The sequence below is a fragment of the Chryseobacterium sp. P1-3 genome (assembly GCF_000738495.1).
In the GTDB taxonomy this organism is placed as follows: domain Bacteria; phylum Bacteroidota; class Bacteroidia; order Flavobacteriales; family Weeksellaceae; genus Chryseobacterium; species Chryseobacterium gallinarum.
Genome location: NZ_JPEQ01000004.1, coordinates 847,840 through 870,320, shown reverse-complemented (window position 1 = coordinate 870,320; position 22,481 = coordinate 847,840). Strand labels below are relative to the sequence as shown.

Genomic DNA, 22,481 nt, shown 5'->3' with positions numbered 1-22,481 from the left:
TTTTAATTGTAACACGGATTTTTACTGTAAAAATATACTTAAAGTGACCGCGGCTGCTTCTGATCAGCACCGCGGACATGAATCATTACTATTTAATTGTTATTTATAATCTTTTGAGCTTCTTCTCGGCTCTTTAGCTTCCGGCCATTTTATTGTTTCCCCTTTATCATCCTGAGGCATTACTCTTTTCTCTCTATTGGCAAATTCCGGATCTTCAGAAGCCATATAAGCCAATGCTGCAGTCAAAACCACATTGTTTTTTACCTCGTCGAAAACAATTTTATCATAGGTATCTTTTGTAGTATGCCATGTATAGCCGAAATATCCCCAGTTCAAAGAACCTAAAGAAATTCCCGGTACTCCAGCCGCTACAAATGAGGCATGGTCAGAACCTCCACCGCCAGGCATTCCGGGGAAATCTGTTTTGATATGACTTCTTACCGCCTTCGGAACCCCGTCCAGCCATCTTCCTATATAATCATATGCTTTTACAAATCCCTGGCCGCTTATGTTTACGACACGACCCGTCCCGTTATCCTGGTTGAAAGCGGCCTGTACCCCTTTTATGATCTGAGGATTATCTGCTACAAATCCTCTGGAGCCGTTTAGTCCCTGCTCTTCGCTTCCCCAAAGCCCGATAACAATTGTTCTTTTATTATTGGGATAATATTTTTTCAGGATTCTCATGGCTTCAAGCATGGTAATTGTTCCGGTTCCGTTATCTGTAGCTCCTTGTGCTCCATCCCATGAATCAAGGTGAGCAGAAAGGATGACGTATTCCTCCGGCTTCTCTTTCCCTTTGATCATCCCAATGGTGTTGAAGCTTTTAGCCTCCGGAAGAACTTTAGACTGTGCATCAATTTTAATTTTGGGCTGTGCCCCGTTCTCAGCCATTCTGTAAAGCATTCCATAGTCTTCAACATCGATATCAATCATCGGAATCTTGGTTGTTTTGGCTCCGAAAATCCTGTTGGCTCCCATAATTCCTGTCCAGTTTGAAATAGCAATTCCTGCAGCTCCGGATTTTTCTAAAGCTTCAGGAAGGGTGTTATTATCATAGCCGATATTCTTGATATAGGAACTGAAATCTTTAGCTGCCTGTTCTTTTTCTGCTTTCAGTTTTTCGTAGAGTTCAGGGGTTGCAAATTCCTTGATCTGCTCATCAGAACGTCCGATTTTCTGGTATTGTGCCATCAGCACTATTTTTCCTTTTACAGAAGGAAGCCACTTATCAAACTCCGCTTTAGTAGAAACCTTAGGAAGAATGATTACCTCTGCTTCTACCGCTTTTTTAGTTGACGGACTCCAGGCAAGCTGCGTTGCAGCTAATGATTTTACCCTTGGATACACCATATCTACATGGGTAGTTCCTCTTTGCCATCCTTTCCATGTTCCAAACTGCTGAAGATGGGCATCTACTCCCCAGGAGCGGAGTTTAGCCGCACTCCATTCGTTGGCGGCCAACATTTCAGGGGTTCCTACAAGCCGGGGACCTATCCCGTCCAGCAGCTCGTAAGCCATTTTTTCCAACTGTGAATTGTTGTTTACTTCATCTACAAAACTTTTTACGATAGGATCAAGCCTCTCATTCGGGTCTACCTTTACCTGAGCCCATGAAAACTGGGCAGCCAGCATTATTGCAGGCACTGCAAAAAATCTATTTAACCTCATAATATATATTGATTGCTTAAAGATAAAAGAATTTAAGGAGATAATGAAAAATCAGACATAAAAAAGTACGTACAGAAGGATATTCTGAACACTTTCCTCATTTATAAATTAAATTATCAATCCCTTTGTGAAGTTCACCGTATATCTCTGAGGAAAAATTATTTTTGATTAACAAATGCCTGTTCTTCCGCAGAAAGTAATATTGTTTCTGTTTTTTCTTCTTTCACAGGTACATTTTCCCAGATGCTCACTTTAAAATTCACTTTCGGATCGAGTCCTTTATCGGTTTTGTTAAAAGTGTTATAGATGATTTCACGGCTGAACTTTCTGACATGGGTTTCATCCTTGTAGAAAATGGTAAATTTATCTCCTTCAAGTCTGGTAAGTGCAGGAACATATACTCCGTCTTTCTTGTAGAAGTCAAAGATAAGGATGCCATCACCCAACTTATACATAAATTCCCGGCCATCTGTTCCCGTTTTTTTCATGGTAGGATAATCGCTCTGGAAATAATGATTTTCAAAATAAGTAATCACCTTATCCGCCTTGTTATATTTAAATTCCCCTTCCATCTGCGCACCGTTCCCGGATTGAATCTTAAAGGCAATCACCTGCTCATCTCCTTCTTCAAAGAGCAGCCTTCCTGAGTATTTACACTCTTTCATTTTCAGGTGCTGCTGCATTCTGTAAAGCTCATAATTCAAGAAAAAAATTGCCCAGTTGTTCGTGAGAAAATTCATCTGTTCTTCCTGAAAGCACAGTACCGGATTTATCATTTTTAAAATATTTTACATTATTGAGCTGCATCTGAAGGATATCATCATAATTCTTGCGGATACCATCTTTAAAATTATAGCGATTACTTTTACTCCATAATTTGGCTTCTGCAATTACCAGAAAAAACAGCTTATCATTATCAAGATTTTTTTTCTTTATAAACGATATCGTAAAGGGAAGGTCCGCTGTAGTAACGTTTATCGTAGTTCTTGCTTACATCATCAAAGATTTTTCTGATATCCACATTGATGATCTTTATTTCATCAATATTTTTATAAATAGGTTTAAGCTTTATCTCCGCAATGAAAACCGGAACTTTTTCTGTTTGAAATCCTGAGGCTGAAACTTCAAAATCTCCTGCATCCTGGCCAAGAGGTGCAAAACCATCTTCATTGGAATAAATGATCTGATCCCGGAGTATGATCCTGGCATTTGAAACCGGGTTTCCGTTTTCGGCATCTACAATTCTTATTTTCTGTGCAGAAACAGCATAAAAAAAGAAAATAAATAAAAAATAAAAGAACTTCATGGTTATTGGTATTATTAGTTTTTAAAATAAACAGCGCAAATATATACCAGAAGTATAAAGAAAGATAAATTTTTAAAATAATTTAATACTATTTAACGCTAATTTTGGATTCAGTATAAAGGACCTCAATTCAATGCACAAAAAAACCGGCTCCAAAAGCCGGCTAAAGGTGAATTACTTCTTAGATTCTTCTACAGAAACTTTTCTGAAATCCTTGAACAGTTTGCTTAGTTCCAAAGCTGCTTTACGAGCTCTTGTTCCTGCTGCTTTGTTCCCTTTTTCCGCTTGTTGGTTTGCCTCAGTAGTGAACGCTTCAAATTCTGCGTTGATTTTTTCAATTAGTTCTTTCATTATATTTAAAAATTTAGGCTGCAAATATAGGTTTTATGGTAATTCCAGCCTAGTAGCAAAGAAAAAAGTTTGGGCAAAATGACTGAAATTTTAGCATATTTCTATCCTTGAACCGATTTTTATCGATTTTTGCCCTATAATTTTCATAAAAAAACCGTTGTAAGCCTTAATAAACCAAATTTTATCCCCTTCCTCCTTCATTCATTTTTTGTATTAATTGCTATTGTATGGATAACCTGTACTGACGGTTTTATCTTTTCTACTTCAAAACGGAATCTCAGCTATAGATTTTTGTGTTAAATTTGGGAAAACGACTTAATCCATGTTCAAAAAATTAATTTTCCTGATATTTATACTTCCGCTTATTGCTTATTCTCAAAATAAAATCAGCTATAAAGTATATTATGATGAAGACCTTTCAAAAAATGGTTTAAAAGTGCGGGTAGATTATACATTAAAAAAAGCATCAGATACATTATCTTTCTATTATGCAAATGAAAACTGGGGCGAGAATGAGCTTTTTAAAAACCTTGTTTTGTTAAAGGAGGACAATCCTGATATTATATTTGAGAGTAAACCTAAAGACAACAAAATAAAGATCCGTCAGAAAAAAGGAACTCACTTTTCTCTGGTGTATCATATTAAGCAGGATTTTACTGATCCCAGCTATAAAATCTTTAACCGACCGAGAATCAACAACACTTTCTTTCATGTTTTAGGTAAGAATCTTTTTATGGTTCCGGTCTCTTTTACAGAGATGCCGGATGAGCAGGAATTTCAATTCGTTATTGAATGGATAGCTTTCCCAAAAAAATTCACACTCCATAATAATTTTGCATCTCAAGTTCAACAACAGAAAATTAAGACTGCTCTTTGGAGCGGCTTTTATAATTCTTTATTTATTGGTGGTGATTACAGGTTTTATTCTTTTACAATACATGATAAGCCTGTCTATTTTGCTTTGAGAGATGAATGGAGTAACGGTTTCACCGATGATTTCCTGTTTTCTAACCTGAAGAAGGCCATACATTCTCAAAGGGATTTCTGGAAAGACTATGATCAGGATTATTTTACTGTTATCATGACTCCCACTGTTTCACAAAAAGACAGTTTATATAAAGGTTACAGCACTACAGGTTCCGCTATTAAAAATGCATTTATAATCCAAGGAACCAATAATCCTTTCAATGACAAGGATTCTTATCTGTATCTCTTTCATCATGAGTTAATGCATGAGTGGATCGGAAATACGATTCAAAACAAACATGAAGAACTGAATTATTGGTTCAGTGAAGGCTTTACTGATTATTATACCTACAAAAACAGGTTAAGAATAAAGGACCTCTCAATGGATGAGTGGCAAAAATTGTTTAATCATGAAATCCTTAAGGCCCATTGGAAGAATCCTGAGAGAAATATTCCTAATTATAAAATAAAGGATGATTTCTGGAAAAGCAGAAATGTAGAAAAAATCCCTTACAGACGAGGCGCTATTTTTGCCCTTTGGCTTGATAATCAAATCATACTGAAAACCCGCTATAAAAAATCTTTAGATGATTTGATGCGAGATTTGCTGAAAACCTGTAAAGAGAAGAAAATAAAGTTTACAGACGAGCTTTTTATTGAGTTTGTTCAAAAGTACCTGGATCAGGACATCTCTTATTTCTTTCAGAAACATATTCTCAACGGTGAAGATATTGATCTTCCTAAAGAAAAATGGATAGAAGGTTTTGCTTTCCGGGTTACTGATGGAGTTCCACAGCTGGAAATTGATCACAGTAAAAATGAGAAGTACCTGATTGAATAATGAAGGATTCTATATTTTATCAGAACTCTTTCATCATATTTTTCATCCTATATAAATCCATAGTTTTTTTCCTGTTTATTCTAACAGATGAATACTTTCCGGAGTAATTCTTTCTGCAAAAACAACCCGGAAATGATGATCATATTTACCTGTAAAGGAAAATGTTTTCACGGATTACTTCCGCATTGTTCTTAAGATTAATTTTTGCGGAATTAAAAGGTCTCCGGGAACGGCTGTACTAAAAGAAGCTGATTCCGAAATTCTTAACCATCTGTATCCTTTCTGCATGAATTAATGTCATAATTTTGCAGAAAAAAAGAATGGAAATCATTTCAAAATTTATGATCGGTTCCGAAGAAGGAATCTCTGATCTTATCACCATCATCGATTCTTCAGTGTATGCCCTGCATAAGGATTTTATCTCTGAAGAAGATATCAGGCAATATATCAATAACGAAATAGATCCGAGAAAGATGATCAATGAACTGAACAATCTTTCCAACCAGCTGGTCATGACCTACGCTGATCAGCAGCCCGCAGGATACAGCTTGATCAAAAGCGGCTCTGTATATCCGGGCATTGTTGCAGGAAAAAGAGCTACAGAGATTAGTTTTGTGATTATTCCCGATTTTAATACCCCGGAAATCAGGCAGTCGTTATGGAAAAAGTGCAGGGCAGCAGTAAGCTTTACAGATGAGATCTGGATCAATATGCTGACCCATGATCCTCTCCTGGAATTTTTAAAGGAAAACGGCTTTACCCAAATTGATACTGCACAAACCGGACCTTTCAGTCTTCCTTCCTGCATTTTAAAAATGGAAATTTAAATGGCCATGAGAAAACCAATCTGTTTCATGCAATAAAAATTATATTCCGTATCTTTGATTTTTATAATTTTTATCTCATGAGTGATCAACTGGAAACCATTGAAGATTATTATAACCGCATCCGTAAGAATCAGGTAAAGGTATTTGATTCCGATGATTTTGAAACGGGAAAGTCCCATTTCAATATTTCAATGCGGAAGTATTGCAGTTTTAAAAGTCCCTACAACCGTCGTGATTATTATAAAGTAAGCTTTATCCTAGGAAAAGGCACCTTCCAATATGGTTCCCACCAGATCTATATAGACCGCCCTACCCTGTTTTTCCCTTCTCCCAATATTCCTTATTCGTGGGAATGTGACGGGGAACAGGAAGGCTACTTCTGCTTATTCAATCAGGAGTTTTTTCATGGAAATCCGGAATTCAATCTGTTTAAAAAAACTTCCCTTTTCAAAGAATGGAGCAAGCCGGTTGTATTTCTGACGGAAGAACAAACCCAGCTTGCCACTCTATATTTTGAGCAAATGTATAAGCTCAATAATTCAACTTATCCGTTCCGTTGCAGCAGCATTAAAAGCCACCTGGCATCCGTCCTGCACCTCGGCCTGGAAAACCGGGTGGAAGATATTCATCCTGATGAGCTCCCTGCTAATGTCCGGCTGTACAGATTATTCGATGAACTGCTCAATAAGCAGTTTCCTTTAGATTCTCCGGCTTATCCTCTGGTATTGAGAACTCCTGCTGATTTTGCCGCACACCTTAACGTACATGTCAATCATCTAAATTCTTCGGTAAAATCCGTCACCAACCTGACCACAACGCAGATTATTAAGGAAAGAATGTTTGAAGAATCTAAAAACCTGCTGAAATACACCAATTGGGATATTGCCGAGGTAGGCTATACTTTAGGCTTTGAACAACCTTCTCATTTTAATAATTTTTTTAAAAAACATGCACAAACTTCTCCTTTAAAGTTTAAAAATCATTCTAATATTTGATTTTTGTAATTTTTACTTTGTCTTTTAAAATTGAATTTAGCATTTCTTGACCTATTTTTGCATGGTAAAAATGAAGAATATGTTGAGAGCAGCATCTGAACAACGCATCAGATTAATAACCATTATGGCCTTTGTGTCTATCCCTCTTTCGGGGTTTGTCACTGATATTTATTTGCCATCCTTTCCTTCTATGGCCAAAGAAATGATGGTTTCGGAAAAAGACATCCAGATCACCTTAACCTCTTACCTGCTGAGCTATGGAATTTCCCAGTTGTTTGTAGGAGGAATCCTGGACAGTATCGGAAGATACCGACCCAAACTACTTGCCTTATTTCTTTTGGTCATAAGCAGTATCCTGATTACCATGACAAACAGCATAGCAATAATCTGCCTGCTGCGTATACTTCAGGGAGCAGCGGTTTCCGTACTGGTAGTAGCCACCCGTGCCATTTTTGTAGATATTTATGATGCTGAAAAGGTAAAGCATTACCTGAGCTACTTTACGATCGTATGGTCTTGTGGTCCTATTCTGGCTCCGTTCCTCGGAGGATACCTTGAGAAACTTTTTAACTGGCATGCCAACTTTTACTTCCTTGCTTTTTATGCCGGATTTTTATTTTTATTTGAATGGTTTTTCAGTGGGGAAAGCCTTCCGGAAAAGAAAAAGCTTAATCTTTCTGAAAATATCAGCCTGTATAAAATGATGCTGAAAAACAGAATCTTTATGCTAGGTATATTTATTTTAGGATTAAGTTATTCTATTGTAATGCTGTTCAATATCACCGGACCGTTTATTATTGAAAACACCTTTCATTTTACGCCTGTTGTTATCGGGTATTGTACTCTTATCTTAGGGTTCTCATGGATGATTGGCGGGTTTATAGGAAAACGCAGGCTTGCATTGGACTTCAAACCCAGAATTTTGCTGCCAATCTTGTTACAGCTTGCTTTGATTGCTGCATTAATTATTATCAGCAATTTTGCACAAAGTCTTTTCATCATGATTCCTTTTGCTTTTTTTATTCATATTTGTTCAGGAATCCTGTTTACCTCTTTTTTCACAACAAGTATGCTGTATTTTCCTAAAAATGCAGGAACAGCCGGTGGACTGATGGGAGGCCTGGTTTATGTAATCACCTCTGTCAGCAGTTTTATTATCTCCGTCACAGGAACCGTCACAGAACAAACAGGTCTGGCATGGCGATACCTGATCATTGCGCTTTTCCTTCTGGGGATCATCCTCATTATGCATCGGGCCGTACAAAAAGAAAAAGCAGGGAATTAATCTCTGCTTTTTTATTGCATACCTGTATCTCTATTGTAAACTTTCCAGGTATTCTTTCAAAATAACCGGATGACAATGTTCCTGGTCTTTTGCAGCATATACGAGTGTTATTTTTTCCTGATCTTTGTGATGTTCCAGAAATTTCTTCCCGAAATCATTCTTTTGAAGCTCTTGCCAGTATTTTTCAGAAAACTCTTTCCATAATTCAGGGTCATGGTGAAACCACTTCCTGAGTTCGGAAGAAGGAGCCAGGTCTTTGTTCCATTCATCAATTTCTGCATGTTCTTTAGAAAGTCCCCGCGGCCAGAGGCGGTCTACCAAGACACGGTACCCATCTGTAGGTAAAGGAGTTTCATATACACGTTTCAATACAATTGCAGACATAGGATTCTTTTTAAATTAAAATAACATTCTTACCGTATCTCTTCACTGTTTGAGTAAAGCAGCAAATATTGTTCCTGTAGTAAAACTGAACCTTACTTATCCAAACTGATCAATATTTTCTGATCTGTACAGAGGACACACTTTTTTTTAAGAACCTCAACACTTAATTAGTTTTAATTTAAACTAATTTTCCGTATATTTGTTAGAACCGGATTCAGATTTTAACGGTTTTATATTAGCAATATGCCTGGAGAAGGAAATACCATTTCAGTAGTGGCTTTAGAGTTGGGTCTTGCAATGAGTGAGATGAAAAGCCGTTTGCGGCAGAAAATCCAGACCAGAATTAATGAATATGATCCGGATCTTTCTTTTGAGCTGATTGAGGTCCTGGGAATTTTATCCCGGGATAACGGGATTAACCAGCAGGAAATCAGTAATAAGGTAAGTAAGGATAAATCCAGTATCACCTATCTTATCAACAGCCTTGTGAAGCGGGGTCTGGTAGAACGGACCGAAGATAAAAATGACAGGAGGAATAAACAGGTCTTTCTTACTTCCAAAGGGAAAGAGATTATAGAAACCGTATATCCATGGGCATTGGAATTATATAAAAAGGCTGCAGGTGACATCACTGGAAATGAGATCAACAATGCCCTGCTTTTGATAAAAAGAATGACTTCCAATCTCGAAAATCAGGATTAAAAATTTTTATAGTATGAGAACAATCCTTGTCCCTGTTGATTTTACATCAACTACAGAAAATGCAGTACAACTTGCAGCAGAATGGGCCAATCATTACGATTACCAGCATATTATCCTGTTAAAAACTGCCGGAGAATCTGAATTCGAAATTCTGCATATTGCTGAAGGCCATTCATTTGTGAATGAAGAAAATGTCAACAATTTGCTGGCAAGAACAGAATCATTGTTTACTCAGCTAATCAATGTTATAACGGAAAAGTATCCCCAGATACAGGTTTCAAAGATTTTAAGCGACTGGTCACTGACAAGAAGCATTAATGAAGTAATAAAGAACCAGCCCTCCATAGAACTGATTGTTCTGGGAAGTGATGACCATGCTTCTTCCAATGACAGCTATGTTTCCGGTAATATTATCAGTATTGCAAGGACGAGCCGCGTAAAAACCTTGATTGTTCCTCATCATTACCGCTACAGTCCCATCAAAAATATACTCATCCCTTGTGATATAAATGGAATCACCAAACTTGAAAGGTTATTCCATCACAAATCTGTCATTCAGAGGGAGGATGTCCGTTTACAGTTTTTAAATATAGACACTCATAAAGGAGATGATACAAGTGATGAGAAAAAGCAGGAACTCGAAGACTATATTCATCAGCATCTGACTGAATTTCCAAGCAGTATCCATTATTCTTATGATGAAAATATTATCAGCGGAATTCTGAACTTTGCCTCTTCCCATGCAACCGATCTTATTATCGCTTTGCCGGGCAGGCACAGTTTTTTATATTATTTGGCCAGCAGAAGCATTTCCGAAGGAATCTATCAAAACACGAATCTGCCTGTTCTGGTTTTGAAATAGCGCTCATTCTCAAATATCCGGCAGTTGAAATTAAGAAGCCCCGTTACAAATGGCCTTCTTACTCTTGTTTAGTATTCAGATTATCATAAGTCTGATCAACTAAAAAAGAAATTGCTTTCTTTACTGTATCACGTCCTTCAGGAGTATTGAGATCAATACCACAAAAGATGCTGCCATTTAAAGAGGCATACATGTTCAGGTAATATAATCCGGAAACTAAAATCGACATAATTGCCCGATATTCCTTTGCACGCTCACCAAAAAAAGGATCTGCTACAAATTTAAAAAGCGCTTCTCCGTTTTCTTCCTGCGTATCGGTCATTTTTTTTAATGATTTTCTGGGCTCGGACAAGCGCCATAATAACAGTTTTTGTGCCTCTTTATTTTTATGTACATAATCATATTGTGCCAATAATAATTCTTTAGCAAAGGCTCTTCCATGGTCATCAAAATTCGGGGCTGTATCTCCCGGTGTCATTTTGCTCCAATAATCCTGTGAACGAATATATTCATCCATCAGGCCATCCATTCCACCAAAATATGTATAGATCATTTTTTTATCTACTCCGGCTGTAGCCGCAATATCATTTATCTTTAATGCGGCATAACCTTTCGTTTTCAGAATTTCTCCAACTGCATCTAAAAAATTTTTTTTTTTACTGCGTTCCTTGTTACGGATACTGCCTGCTGCTGATTTTCTTTCCATAATTAAAGATTCATTATACAAGTTTATGAAAAATTTTATTATTTTAAACACCACATAGTGTCTTATTTTGTATATTTGCAAAAACTAATAACCATTTCAAATATGCAAAACACTATGTATGATCATAAAAAATTATGACGATTCCGGTTGCATTATGCTTGTTTAAGGATAAAACAACGGTCAGATCCAAGGAAAATAAGCTTCCGGCCTGATTTCCAAAATAATGACTTGTACCTTAAAGATAAGCAATCACCACACCAGAATTTCGAGCAGGATCATTCAGAAGCCCAAGCTTACTCATCCTAACAAGCGGTATAAAGGTTAACTCATTCTGAATGATCCTCTCTTTTTTAATAATGTTCTTGCTGATTGTAAAATCAATCTGAACATTAACAGCTAAGGTAAAAACACTGAAAGCACAGCATCATTATATTTTAGTGATGCTGTTTTTATTAAAAAAATAAAATATTCTGTAATTAAAAACCTGATAATGGATAATTCCTGATCGGTAAAAAAAAAAAAATTTATCCTGTAGATGTTGTACGAATGGCTTCTGTTACTGGGTTTCTTTCCATGATCATCATCAGATAAAAAAAAAATATTTATTTTTCATCATATTAAACACTTTGTAGTGTCTTATTTTTGTATATTCGCAAAAACTAAGAACCATTCTACATAAACAAACCATGAGGTAAGTGAAATAACCGGCCATTCAATTGAGCCAGCTTACCATGTTAGTTCGGACATTAAGTGATTAAGTTAAGCGTTACTTACCAACAACACCGCTAGAATCTAACGGTGTTGTTTTTTATTTATCGGGATTAGCTTATGTAGATCAGACAGCTCACTTACAAAGCCTTATAAGACTTCGGACCAGTTAAATGTACCTGTGATGCTCTTCCGCTTTATTTCTCAGTTTTTATGATGGCTGCATTATTATTTAGTCACTATTCTTCCTCCGGCTTTTTCATCAGTGAAAAACTGAAGGCCTTTTTTCTTTTCAATAAGTTGCAAAGGATACAGTTCCGGATTATATTCCCCATTCAGCACTTCGCCCAATGCATGTTTTTTAGATTCCCCGAAAGTAACAACCAGGATATTTTCCGCTTTATTAATTAATGGGGCAGTCAGAGTAATCCTGTACATTTCCTGGGGTTTAAGATAATAAGCTACCACCCATTTTTCTTGTTCATTCAACACGTTTTCACCCGGGAATAAAGAAGCAGTGTGACCATCATCTCCCATTCCTAAAAGGATAAAATCGAAGACACCCTCATTTCCGAGGACAGTTCTGATCTGCTTTTCATATGCTTCTGCATATTCCTCCGGAACAACACCCTCCTGATACATGGGGAAGATATGTTCCTTATTGACAGGCACTTGATTGAGAAGGGTTCCGAAAGTCATTTTTGCATTGCTTTTCTCATCATCCAAAGGCACCCATCGTTCATCTACCCAAAAAAAATACACTTTACTCCATTCTATTTTTGCGGCATATTCCTGAGTGGCCAGTAAACTAAAAATAGCTTTCGGTGAAGAGCCTCCACTTAATGCCACTACAAAGCGGTCTTTTTCCTGAATTGCTTTTTTTGAAAGATCAGCGAAGGTATCCGCTGCTTTTCTATATAAAATATCTAAATCCTCAAATACGATAATATCCATTTTTTTCTTCTGATTTTATTTTTCCTGTTTACACCCACTTATGGCCTTGTCTTTCCACCAAAGCATTGCTTTCTTCCGGTCCCCAGCTTCCGGCTTCATAATTGGGGAAAGAAATATCTTTATTATTCTGCCAGGCTTCCTGTATGGTAGTAACTACATCCCATGCTTCTTCTACCTGGTCAGAACGCATAAATAAGGTAAGATCACCCAAAAGAGCATCCAGCAATAAGGTTTCATAGGCTTCAGGGGTATCTTCCTGACAAGCAAAATAATCAAAAATCATTTCTACAGGTTCCAGGACCAATGACAGTCCCGGCTTTTTTGTCATAAACTGTAGCCGGATATCCATCAGCGGCTGAATATTGATAATAAGCCTGTTCGCTGATAAAAGGTGTGGACTGTCTGAAAAAGTAGAATGAGGAAGCGGCTTGAACTGGATGGTAATGTAAGAGTGTTTTTCCTTCATTTTCTTTCCTGTCCGTACATAAAAAGGAACATTCTGCCATCTTTTGTTATCCAGGTAGAATTTTACCGCTGCGAAAGTCTCCGTATTCGAATCTTCGGCAATGCCGTTTTCCTGGCGGTATCCTTTAACTTCTACTCCATTGATTATACCTTTTCCATATTGACCTCTTACGGCATAATGCTCTACCTGATCAGCCGTAATCCTCCGGATTGACCTCAGCACATCTACTTTACGGTCCCTGATTTCGCCCGCTTTCAATGATGCCGGCGGTTCCATGGCGACCATACATAAAATCTGCAACAAATGATTTTGAATCATATCCCTTAATGCTCCTGTCTGTTCGTAAAAAGCACCTCTTGTTTCAACGCCTACTTCTTCTGCTACCGTGATCTGTATCGATTCTATATGTTTATGATCCCATAAAGGTTCAAAAATGGAATTCCCGAATCTGAATGCCAATATATTTTGTACTGTTTCTTTACCCAGGTAATGGTCGATACGATAAATCTGTTCTTCTTCAAATGTCTGCGACAGGAGGTGATTAAGTTCAATAGCAGACTGCTTATTGCGACCAAAAGGCTTCTCGATAATGATACGGTCTTTTCCGGCATCGGAAGCCAATGCCGTCTTTTTGATATGATTCGAAATTGTTGTAATAAAATCAGGCCCTATTGAGAGATAGAATAACCTGTTAGCTCTTACTCCGTATGCTGTATCAAAATCCTGTAATTTATGATACAGTTCCTGGTAAGAGTTTTCCTGGTCCAGCTGGTGCTGGAAATATACGATATGGGTCTGGAATCCTTCCCAGTCTTCGGGCTTCATTTTTCTTCTCGAAAATTGTTCGAGGTTTTCCTTGATATAATTTTTAAAATGTTCATCAGTATTATCTGCTCTTCCCAGGGCAATAATGGTGAACTGTTCCGGCATTCTGCCATCGATGTATAAATTATAAAATGCCGGAAAAAGTTTCCTTTTTGCCAGATCTCCTGTAGCACCAAAAATAATGATACTGGTAGGTTTCAGGCTTCTGTGTTCGTTCATTGCTCCGGGTTTTAATGATTTGTGTTTTGCCATAGGGTATGAAAAGTTCCCTCTCTGTCGGTTCGCTGGTAAGTATGAGCGCCAAAGTAATCACGCTGAGCCTGAATCAGATTGACCGGCAGGGATTCTGTTGTATAGGCATCAAAATATCCTAAAGCGGTTTGAAGGCCTAAGCCTGGTATTCCGTTTGAAACAGCAAAAGCAGCAATTTTACGTAATGCATTTATTTTATCTTTTACAAGGTCTGAAATATCATGATCCAGTAAAATATTAGACAATTGCGGATCTTTGGTATATGCTGCATAGAATTTCTCCAGTACAACTGAACGGATAATACAGCCGCCCCTCCAGATTTTCACGACATCCTGTAATGGGATTTCAAAAGCATATTCTTCAGACGCTTTTACCAGTAACGCCAGACCTTGTGCATAGCTGATCAGGGTAGCCAAATACAGGGCTTCCCCTACTTCGCGGATAAATGAATCGATATCTTCCGGACTTGTCACCTCTTTTTTACCATACAATTGAGCGGCCTGAATTCTTTCTTCCTTATAGGCAGATAAGATTCTGGAAGTGACGGCAATATCAATAGTCGGGATTGAAACACCTATTTCCATTGCCTGCTCAGAAGTCCATTTTCCGGTTCCTTTTGCTCCTGCCTTGTCTAAAATCTGATCTACAAGGTAATTGTCGGTAAGTGAATCTTTCTGCCGGAAAATATCCCTGGTAATTTCAATCAGGAAAGAATTCATTTCCCCATTATTCCATTCTTTAAAAACTTCGTACAGCTGGTCATTATTCAGACGGGCTCCTTTCTTTAGCAGGTCATATGCTTCGCTGATGAGCTGCATAATGGCATATTCAATTCCATTGTGTACCATCTTCACATAGTTTCCGGCAGAGCCTTTTCCCATATACGCCGTACAGGGCTCATTATCTACCTTTGCAGCAATTGCTTCCAACATCGGCTTTAGAAGACGGAAAGCCTCCAGATCTCCACCCGGCATAATGCTTGGACCTGTTCTGGCTCCTTTTTCACCTCCGGAAACCCCCATTCCCATAAAATGCAAATTTTTTTGAGGCTAAATCAGCGATACGTCTATTGGTATCTTCAAAATAAGAATTCCCTGCGTCTACAACAATGTCACCTTTAGTAAGGAGAGGACAGATATTATTCAATACTGCATCTACTGGTTTCCCGGCGGGAACCATAAGAATGATTTTCCTGGGGGTTTCCAATGCAGATACAAAGTCTTCCAAAGATCCTGTACCTTTTATCTTCATCGCCGGACCGGCATTGTTTTGTAATTCTTTTATTTTTTCTTCATCAAGGTCAAAGCCCGCCACTGAAAAACCGTTATCGGCAATATTATAAAGAAGATTCCGCCCCATTACTCCAAGGCCAATCATTCCATAGTTGTATTTCTCCATTAATATGAATTTATGATCTAAAGAATAAAATTACATAAATGCTTAGGAGGAAAAAAATAAAACCTGCTAAAAAAATCTATTGTCGTATTAATTTATTGTTACCATATAAATGATAACCTACTGTTGCTTTTCTCTTTATACACTTGCAGCAAATACCACCAATCCATTCAAGATTAACCTGTTATACCATATAATTAAAAATTTATTTTTACCTTGTTATCAATAAAAAATTATCTCTTTAATAGTGAATTATAACTAATCAATGATATGTCATAATTAAATTATGGGAACAATCTATCAAAAATGAGCTGCATTTTGGCACAATTAAGCATATATTTGCGAAAATTTAAATTTATGAACTATAAACTTGAGCTCAATACACAGGAGCCCAACTCTAAAGTTGTTTTTTAATACAATACTATTTGATGTGTTCAAGATTAATATAGTTGAAAGGTATATGGGATCTATGAAAGCTCGTCCGGTATTATGTGAAGCGCTATTTAAAGTAAGAACTTTAGATGACCAGCTTATCCCGAGAAGAGATGGGAATACCAGGGTAAAGATTAAGGGTAATGATTTTGAAGTTTATCAGAAATTAATAAAAGATCTGAACTCTTACGAATATAAAAACAAGCTGATCAACAGAAAAGAGGTTGAACAGAACTATGTTCATTTTGTTCTGAGCTTGGTGATTGCTAACTATGATCTTAATTAGGGAATTGTATATTGCACCATCAGAAGAATATGGACAAGAACTACAATCTTTAGTTTCCGGTTTTCCCTGGTATAAAGGCTTATAGTACGTAATTAAATTCGGGCACCGGCTTTCAGGTAATAAACAATAGTTTTCAATACCGGAGTGATGTGTATAGATTATCTTAAAAATCTAAAATTCATATTCTTAAAGCCGGACTATCCGGAGCCAGAAAGGAGTCTTTCACGATCCGTCTTTAATAAGATGGAGATCGTTCGCTGTATTGTTATACGAGAAAGATCACAATTTAGATGATTGTTTTTGTCTGTAATTAACATGTAAAAGCGGCAAAAGAGCCTGAGAGCATTCTGCAAAATCAATCAATGGAGTTTCATTAGCTCTTTATAGACATCCGGATATATTATTCCGGATTAACATTCACTATTGAATTGGCAAGGATATTATAATATTTCTGCAATCATCCATCCGGATTTCATCAGTTCTCCGCATTATGATCTTACTCATATTTTATTGGGGATTAAATATCGAATTTTGATTCAGAGCATTTAAAATAATACTCTGAATATCTTATGAAAAATTTATTCTTAACAATCATTGCCATAAGTTTCATGGCAGCCTGCAAGAAAAACGATACCCAAAAGGATATGCCTGCCACCGATTCTGTTGAAGTACAAAGAACCTATTCCGACACAGCTACTTCTACAAAACAGAATCCAAAGGATAGTTTAAGCAGCCGGGACAGTATTAACACAAAAACCCATATAGGGGGACGGAGAACCAGCAATAACAATACCGGTAATGGTACGGGTAATATCAATGCTGCGGTATCAGACAGTGCACGGCCTGCAAAATAGGCTACTATAATATCAGACAACCTCTGCTGTAGAATGTATATCCATTGTAAAATTAAACATGCCTGTTCACAAGCCCAGAATATTTCCGTTAATCCAGTTGCTTTATTATTTTATTACGGCAGTATGGCCCCTTATTCATATGAAGAGCTTTTTGGACATTACGGGGGATAAAACAGATCTATGGCTCGTAAAAACAGTCAGCGTATTACTTTTACCTTATTGTATTCTTTTATTATTGCTTTCATTGAATTCAAAAAAGAACCTCATTATTGTTGCTGCCGTTTTTCTTGGTGGTCTTAGCCTCGCTGTTATAGATGTTTATTATTATTTCAGCAATGTTATCAAGTGGGTATACCTGATAGACGCCTTTATTCAGACTATATTCCTGATATACTGGCTCTTTTACATTATCAATTCTTTGAAGAAAAACAATCAGTTTTCCAGATGACCCAGATGGAAAGCCAGGCTTTTTTCAATGGGAATAAACGTATAATTCAATTCATCTGTAATTTTCTTATTAGATACCTTTGGAAAGGTGGTAAGAAACCGGATATTTTGTTTTGTGAGGAGTCTTAATGATGGAAACAGCCAGGATACAAATATAGCGGCTATTCTCCCGATATTTAAAATAAAGGGGCCCAAAACCAGGGGTACCCTTCTTCTTCCCGTATGCAGTCCTGCCATTATAAACAGTTCTTCATAGGTTTTATTTTCTGATGCTATTAAAAATCGCTCCCCAAACTTATTTTTCTCCATGAGTTTAATACCGGTTCTGGCAACATCTCTTACATCAACGCAGGCTGTTCCTCCGGAGAATGTATAAAAATTATTTGTAAGAAAGTGTAAGAAGCCGGAGCTGCTTTTTTTTTATGTTTCCGGTACCTATGATCATACCCGGATTTATAATGATTACAGGCAAGCCATTTTCCATTTCCCTAGCAGCGACCTTGTCTGCCTTAAGTTTTGACAAGGCATATACCGTATTATCGTAGTCCGGGATGAATTCAGAATTTTCATGGATGAGTTGGCTTTGACAGTTATCTTTAAAAATAACAGATGAACTCACGTAAAGGATTTTTTTTTATCTTGCAATATTGACAGGCTTCTAAAATATTTTTTCGTTGCATTAATATTAAAATAGCTCACCTCATCCTCTTTTTCAGGATCATAACTTACAATTGCAGCACAGTGATACACCTCATCTACGTCTGCCAGTGCATTCCTGATGCTTTCGACACTATCAAAGTCTACATCAATCCACTGAATTCTATCAAAGAAGAGCTCATAATCCCGGGTATAATATTGATATGAGCTTTTTACTTCTTCAAGATTACTGCTCTTTCTTTTTGATCCGATAACAGTTTTCCCCTGCTTCAGCAATTCCAAAGTAATCACTCTACCAAGAATTCCGGTGGCTCCGGTAATAAAAACCATATTAACAGTAGTTATTTAATAATCCTTCTATTCTTTTTCGTTTATCCAGGCAGACATGTATTCTCTGTTCATTCTGGCAATTGTATCTAAAGATATGTGCTTAGGGCATTCTATCTCACAAGCGCCAATTACAGAACAGTTACCAAATCCTTCATCATCCATAGCCTTAACCATATTGAGAACTCTTCTTTTGGCTTCCACTCTCCCTTGGGGAAGCAAGGCAAAATGGGATACTTTGGCACCTACAAAAAGCATAGCTGCACCATTGGGGCAACAAGCTACACATGCTCCACAGCTGATGCAGGCTGCCGCATCCATTGCTTTATCGGCATCTTCTTTTGGAACGGCTATAGCATTGGCGTCCAATGTTTTTCCGGATGTATTCACAGAAATAAATCCTCCCGCGGCCATTATCCTGTCAAAAGCACTGCGGTCCGTAATAAGATCTTTTATCACCGGGAAGGCTATGCTACGCCATGGTTCAATAGTAATTACTTCTCCATCCTTAAACATTCTCATATGCAACTGGCAGGTAGTTATTCCGGTGTCCGGGCCATGAGCTCTTCCGTTAATATAGAGGGAACACATTCCACAGATACCTTCCCTGCAATCGTGATCAAAAGCAACCGGTTCTTTATCCTCATCAATTAACTGTTCGTTGAGAATATCCAGCATTTCAAGAAATGATAAATTAGTTGAGATATTATTAATTTTATATAGCTCAAACCTACCTTTTGCTTTTCTATTTTTTTGCCTCCATATTTTTAATGTGAGGTTTAAGTTTCTGATGCTATTCATATTAGTACTTTAAAAGGTTAGAAGGCATATACAATAAGATAGACAGTTTCTTACAGATAGAATTGAACATATTGCGAATACTATGATTTTTCAATATTGCCTTTCGCTTGTCTATTGTGTTTTAAGCTCCTTATATACAATGGGAGTACAGGACTTTATTACTGGTTGTTTCTCCTGATTTCATTTGTATGAAAAGTAAGAAGCTGATACCTCATGAAATCATTATATTGTTAATTCCATAAGAGGTTTTCTGGTCATATTAAGATGGATAGCCGTATTCGCCAGGCATTATGAATAGGATGCTCCTGTAAATATACCTTTCCTGAGATTTATTTTACAGTTATCTGTTAAGATATGTACTTTAAGATTTTCCGCAAAAATGGGTTCTCCCTTTTTTACCGTTTTACTATTAGTCTGGCCTATTTCTTCCGCATTAAGAAGCCAGGTCATACCGGATCCTTTACAGGTCGCGGTACTGCCTTCTTCAATTACTAATGCCGTATCTTCCCCCAATCCTAAACCCCAGCAATCCTGATTCAGAATAACGGCATGCGCAAGCCTGCCGAACCTACCTCTGTGAACAAAGTGGGTATCTACAATGCAATTTCCTATAAAACCCCATCCTGAATCTAATTTAATATCATGTTCTAAAATGGCTTCTCCATTATTTGCTTCAAGAATGACAATATCGGGAATACACATAGCACCTGCACTGGTACCGGCAAGGGTAAAATCTTTTTCGTTGATATATTTTTCTTTTAAGATATATTTCAAAGCGGATTGTTTCAAAACATCACAAATCCTGTTTTGATCTCCTCCTGCAAAAAAAATAGTTTTGGCTGCTGATGCCCGCTTAATCTGATAGTCGGTATGGAGCTGCTCATCACAAATATCTAAAAATCCGAAATTGGAATACCCTATTTTTTCAAATGCTTCGGTATATGTTTTTTGTAAGCTTTCCGGTTCAGCACTGGCTGTAGTAATCACTTCTATCCTGTCATCCTTTGAACCGGCCAGGAGCTTAAGAATTTCGCCCGGACGAAAATTATTATTTTTTTCTCTCATTTCCTCATTACCTCCATCCTCTTTATTTTCCTTTCCTCCTATGAGCAGGAGTTTTCCGCAAGGTGTTACAGACATATATTAAATTTATTGGTTAAACTGATTATTTGGGTTAATTACATTCAATTACCTTTACATTCCCGGCGGGAAACATTATATTTCATTCCTGTTGATAATTGATTATAAAACAGTCCTGTATTCTGCTGAATTCTTAGTATTCTGATCCGGAAAACTATTCCGTTCTTTGGATGCATTTATCTTAAGTAAAGCGTGTATTATGCTTTCTTCATCTGTATTATCTGTATCAGCGGCTTCTTCAACGTGTGTAAACAGAGTAATTCCTGTATGGGCAAGCTTATCCTTAAAGGCATGACACCATGACAGGATAAAACACTGCACTCCATGAAAAATCCAATATCCCGGATCTGAAGTATGGGCAGCATGTATTATATTCAAGATTTTTCCGGAACCCTCCTGCATACGTTCTTTCAAAAACAGGTCATTTAATAACATTGTGGATATAATATTGAGATTAACAATATCTATTTCCCTGTATACATCCGAATTTTTTAATTTTCCGTACAACTCCCGTCCCGTATTATTAATGAGAATTTCGGGGCTTATTCCATTTAATTTCAATTCGGAATATAAAGAATAGACCTCTTCTTGCCTTAAAAGGTTTTTTGTGATAGCAATCACTTCTGCCCCTAATTTTTTTAACCTGTTTGATTTTTCTTCCAGTTCGTCAATATTTTGTGCTACTAAAATAAGATTGTAACCATTTATGGCTAATTGTCTGGCTATTTTATAGCTCAGGTCTTCCGTTGCTCCGATTATTAAAACAAAATTAGATTTACTTTTCATGGGTACTATTTTTTGGTATACTATCAGTTTTTAAAGTGCTGAAGGCTTCCAGGGATCGAGGACAACTTTTACACAATCGTCAAGTTTCTTGTCGAAAATATCATACCCCTTCGCCACGTCTTCTAATGAGAGTCTGTGGGTAATAATATCATCTAAAACGACCTGTCCACTTTGTACATAGTCCAGTAATTTATCAATAATAGTATGAACATTACATTGTCCTGCTTTAATGGTGATACCTTTGTCAAATATCTGCCCCAGTTTAAAATTATCATAATTCACGGGATAAACTCCCAATATGGAAACCGTTCCACCCCTTCGTACAGAGCTCATACAAGCTTCAAGCACTTTAATAGAGCCTTTTTCCAGATTTAGCACCGCTTTTGCTCTGTCTAAAAAATTTCTATCGGGTTCGAATCCTACTGCATCAATGCACAGATCTGCCCCTCTTCCGTCAGTAAGATCCCTGATCTGCTGAATGACTTCCTTGCCGTCTTCCCATAGAATCGTATCACATCCTGTAAGGTTTTTAATCTGATTTAACCGGTATTGCTGGGTATCAATAACTATTATTTTTTTTGCCCCATGCAGAATGGAACTTTTAGCAGACATTGATCCTACCGGTCCGGCACCAAAAATGGCAACCGTTTCGCCTCCTTTTAAATTCCCCCACATTACTCCTGTATATCCCGTGGGAAAAATATCTGTAAGGAATAAGACCTGCTCATCGGTAAGGTTTTCAGGGACTTTTCTGGGCCCGACATGGGCATAAGGAACCCTTACATACTGTGCCTGACCGCCGTCATACCCGCCATACAGATCTGTATAACCAAATAATGCTCCTCCTTTTTCTGTAATGAGGCCTCCTTCCGGCCCGTAATGGTCTGGATTACTATGTTCACAGGCTGTCGGTAAATCATGCCGGCAAAAAAAACAGCTGCCACATGAAATAGGAAAAGGTACCACTACTCTATCTCCCACCTTTAAATGAGTGATGTCTTTACCGGCCTCCTCAACAATCCCCATAAATTCGTGGCCCATCACCATAGGACGCAGTTGGGGGATCGCTCCTGAATACATATGGAGGTCGCTTCCGCAAATTGCTGTTGAAGTGACTTTTAAAATAATATCGGTGGGATTTTTTTATACCCGGATCTTCTACGGTATCACAAGTAATAGTTCCCGGCGAGTGTATGACTGCTGCTTTCATATTTAAATATTTAGGTGAATGATGTTTTTTTGACGGGCTGTCAAT

At 37.4% G+C, this 22,481-nt stretch carries 24 protein-coding genes and 1 pseudogene; 9 read left to right on the top strand and 16 right to left on the bottom strand.

Annotated elements, in window-relative coordinates:
- Positions 1 to 99: 99 nt before the first annotated feature.
- From HX13_RS06820 to HX13_RS06805, 4 genes are all read right to left on the bottom strand, one after another.
- Complete coding sequence (locus tag HX13_RS06820) at positions 100 to 1,671, bottom strand: M20/M25/M40 family metallo-hydrolase (RefSeq protein WP_050020440.1); 1,572 nt, start codon at positions 1,669 to 1,671, stop codon at positions 100 to 102.
- Positions 1,672 to 1,829: 158 nt separating this feature from the next.
- A complete protein-coding gene (locus HX13_RS06815; protein ID WP_050020439.1) occupies positions 1,830 to 2,447 on the bottom strand; it encodes a hypothetical protein in 618 nt (205 codons plus the stop codon).
- A gap of 140 nt (positions 2,448 to 2,587) precedes the next feature.
- Entirely contained in the window at positions 2,588 to 2,977 is a 390-nt protein-coding gene (locus HX13_RS06810) for a hypothetical protein (protein ID WP_050020438.1), read from the bottom strand.
- A 174-nt stretch (positions 2,978 to 3,151) separates the two neighbouring features.
- Entirely contained in the window at positions 3,152 to 3,328 is a 177-nt protein-coding gene (locus HX13_RS06805; protein WP_027381692.1) for a histone H1, read from the bottom strand.
- Between the two features lie 322 nt (positions 3,329 to 3,650).
- On the opposite strand from HX13_RS06805, the gene HX13_RS06800 reads away from it, so the two are divergent.
- From HX13_RS06800 to HX13_RS06785, 4 genes are all read left to right on the top strand, one after another.
- Positions 3,651 to 5,135, top strand: a complete 1,485-nt coding sequence (locus HX13_RS06800) for a M1 family aminopeptidase (RefSeq protein ID WP_050020437.1) — start codon at positions 3,651 to 3,653, stop codon at positions 5,133 to 5,135.
- 320 nt (positions 5,136 to 5,455) lie between these two features.
- Complete coding sequence (locus HX13_RS06795) at positions 5,456 to 5,962, top strand: hypothetical protein (RefSeq protein WP_128572222.1); 507 nt, start codon at positions 5,456 to 5,458, stop codon at positions 5,960 to 5,962.
- Positions 5,963 to 6,039: 77 nt separating this feature from the next.
- The gene (locus tag HX13_RS06790; protein ID WP_050020435.1) at positions 6,040 to 6,957 is read left to right on the top strand and encodes a helix-turn-helix domain-containing protein; all 918 of its coding nucleotides are present in this window, start codon (positions 6,040 to 6,042) and stop codon (positions 6,955 to 6,957) included.
- Positions 6,958 to 7,036: 79 nt separating this feature from the next.
- The gene (locus HX13_RS06785; RefSeq protein WP_050020482.1) at positions 7,037 to 8,242 is read left to right on the top strand and encodes an MFS transporter; all 1,206 of its coding nucleotides are present in this window, start codon (positions 7,037 to 7,039) and stop codon (positions 8,240 to 8,242) included.
- 30 nt (positions 8,243 to 8,272) lie between these two features.
- Here HX13_RS06785 and HX13_RS06780 read toward each other — a convergent pair whose 3' ends face one another.
- On the bottom strand, positions 8,273 to 8,626 hold the full coding sequence (locus HX13_RS06780; protein WP_050020434.1) for a DUF488 domain-containing protein: 354 nt from the start codon (positions 8,624 to 8,626) through the stop codon (positions 8,273 to 8,275).
- A 243-nt stretch (positions 8,627 to 8,869) separates the two neighbouring features.
- On the opposite strand from HX13_RS06780, the gene HX13_RS06775 reads away from it, so the two are divergent.
- Both HX13_RS06775 and HX13_RS06770 read left to right on the top strand, forming a co-directional pair.
- A complete protein-coding gene (locus tag HX13_RS06775) occupies positions 8,870 to 9,328 on the top strand; it encodes a MarR family winged helix-turn-helix transcriptional regulator (protein ID WP_050020433.1) in 459 nt (152 codons plus the stop codon).
- A gap of 13 nt (positions 9,329 to 9,341) precedes the next feature.
- Positions 9,342 to 10,190, top strand: coding sequence for a universal stress protein (locus tag HX13_RS06770; protein WP_050020432.1), 849 nt, complete (start codon positions 9,342 to 9,344; stop codon positions 10,188 to 10,190).
- 58 nt (positions 10,191 to 10,248) lie between these two features.
- Here the strand turns inward: HX13_RS06770 and HX13_RS06765 are convergent, their stop codons facing one another.
- From HX13_RS06765 to gndA, 4 genes and pseudogenes are all read right to left on the bottom strand, one after another.
- Complete coding sequence (locus HX13_RS06765; protein ID WP_050020431.1) at positions 10,249 to 10,896, bottom strand: TetR/AcrR family transcriptional regulator; 648 nt, start codon at positions 10,894 to 10,896, stop codon at positions 10,249 to 10,251.
- A 936-nt stretch (positions 10,897 to 11,832) separates the two neighbouring features.
- A complete protein-coding gene (gene pgl / locus HX13_RS06760; protein ID WP_050020430.1) occupies positions 11,833 to 12,558 on the bottom strand; it encodes a 6-phosphogluconolactonase in 726 nt (241 codons plus the stop codon).
- A 28-nt stretch (positions 12,559 to 12,586) separates the two neighbouring features.
- A complete protein-coding gene (gene zwf / locus HX13_RS06755) occupies positions 12,587 to 14,068 on the bottom strand; it encodes a glucose-6-phosphate dehydrogenase (protein ID WP_050020481.1) in 1,482 nt (493 codons plus the stop codon).
- An 11-nt stretch (positions 14,069 to 14,079) separates the two neighbouring features.
- A pseudogene (gene gndA, locus HX13_RS06750) lies at positions 14,080 to 15,499 on the bottom strand (NADP-dependent phosphogluconate dehydrogenase).
- Between the two features lie 427 nt (positions 15,500 to 15,926).
- On the opposite strand from gndA, the gene HX13_RS06745 reads away from it, so the two are divergent.
- The 3 genes from HX13_RS06745 to HX13_RS06735 all read left to right on the top strand — a co-directional run bounded on the left by HX13_RS06745 (position 15,927) and on the right by HX13_RS06735 (position 17,516).
- Complete coding sequence (locus HX13_RS06745) at positions 15,927 to 16,214, top strand: prevent-host-death protein (RefSeq protein ID WP_238555107.1); 288 nt, start codon at positions 15,927 to 15,929, stop codon at positions 16,212 to 16,214.
- A gap of 569 nt (positions 16,215 to 16,783) precedes the next feature.
- Positions 16,784 to 17,068 (top strand): hypothetical protein, encoded by a 285-nt coding sequence (locus HX13_RS06740; RefSeq protein WP_050020429.1) that lies wholly within the window; start codon positions 16,784 to 16,786, stop codon positions 17,066 to 17,068.
- A gap of 58 nt (positions 17,069 to 17,126) precedes the next feature.
- Positions 17,127 to 17,516 carry a hypothetical protein gene (locus HX13_RS06735; protein WP_050020428.1) on the top strand — a complete coding sequence of 130 codons (390 nt, stop codon included), beginning with the start codon at positions 17,127 to 17,129 and terminating at the stop codon, positions 17,514 to 17,516.
- On the opposite strand, the gene HX13_RS06730 is transcribed toward HX13_RS06735, so the two are convergent.
- The 7 genes from HX13_RS06730 to HX13_RS06700 form a co-directional block, all read right to left on the bottom strand.
- The gene (locus HX13_RS06730) at positions 17,501 to 17,824 is read right to left on the bottom strand and encodes a hypothetical protein (RefSeq protein ID WP_050020427.1); all 324 of its coding nucleotides are present in this window, start codon (positions 17,822 to 17,824) and stop codon (positions 17,501 to 17,503) included. The two genes, HX13_RS06735 and HX13_RS06730, sit on opposite strands and share 16 nt — an antisense overlap.
- A gap of 70 nt (positions 17,825 to 17,894) precedes the next feature.
- Positions 17,895 to 18,134: an SDR family oxidoreductase gene (locus HX13_RS25415; RefSeq protein ID WP_050020426.1), complete on the bottom strand. Its 240-nt coding sequence runs from the start codon at positions 18,132 to 18,134 to the stop codon at positions 17,895 to 17,897.
- Positions 18,131 to 18,502 carry an NAD-dependent epimerase/dehydratase family protein gene (locus HX13_RS25410; RefSeq protein ID WP_050020425.1) on the bottom strand — a complete coding sequence of 124 codons (372 nt, stop codon included), beginning with the start codon at positions 18,500 to 18,502 and terminating at the stop codon, positions 18,131 to 18,133. The genes HX13_RS25415 and HX13_RS25410 overlap by 4 nt, the downstream gene beginning before the upstream one ends.
- 27 nt (positions 18,503 to 18,529) lie before the next feature.
- Positions 18,530 to 19,300, bottom strand: coding sequence for a succinate dehydrogenase/fumarate reductase iron-sulfur subunit (locus HX13_RS06715; RefSeq protein ID WP_050020424.1), 771 nt, complete (start codon positions 19,298 to 19,300; stop codon positions 18,530 to 18,532).
- Between the two features lie 288 nt (positions 19,301 to 19,588).
- Positions 19,589 to 20,440: a cyanophycinase gene (locus HX13_RS06710; protein WP_050020423.1), complete on the bottom strand. Its 852-nt coding sequence runs from the start codon at positions 20,438 to 20,440 to the stop codon at positions 19,589 to 19,591.
- Between the two features lie 102 nt (positions 20,441 to 20,542).
- A complete protein-coding gene (locus HX13_RS06705; RefSeq protein WP_050020422.1) occupies positions 20,543 to 21,226 on the bottom strand; it encodes an SDR family NAD(P)-dependent oxidoreductase in 684 nt (227 codons plus the stop codon).
- Between the two features lie 30 nt (positions 21,227 to 21,256).
- Positions 21,257 to 22,306, bottom strand: a complete 1,050-nt coding sequence (locus HX13_RS06700) for an alcohol dehydrogenase catalytic domain-containing protein (RefSeq protein WP_238555106.1) — start codon at positions 22,304 to 22,306, stop codon at positions 21,257 to 21,259.
- Positions 22,307 to 22,481: the final 175 nt, after the last annotated feature.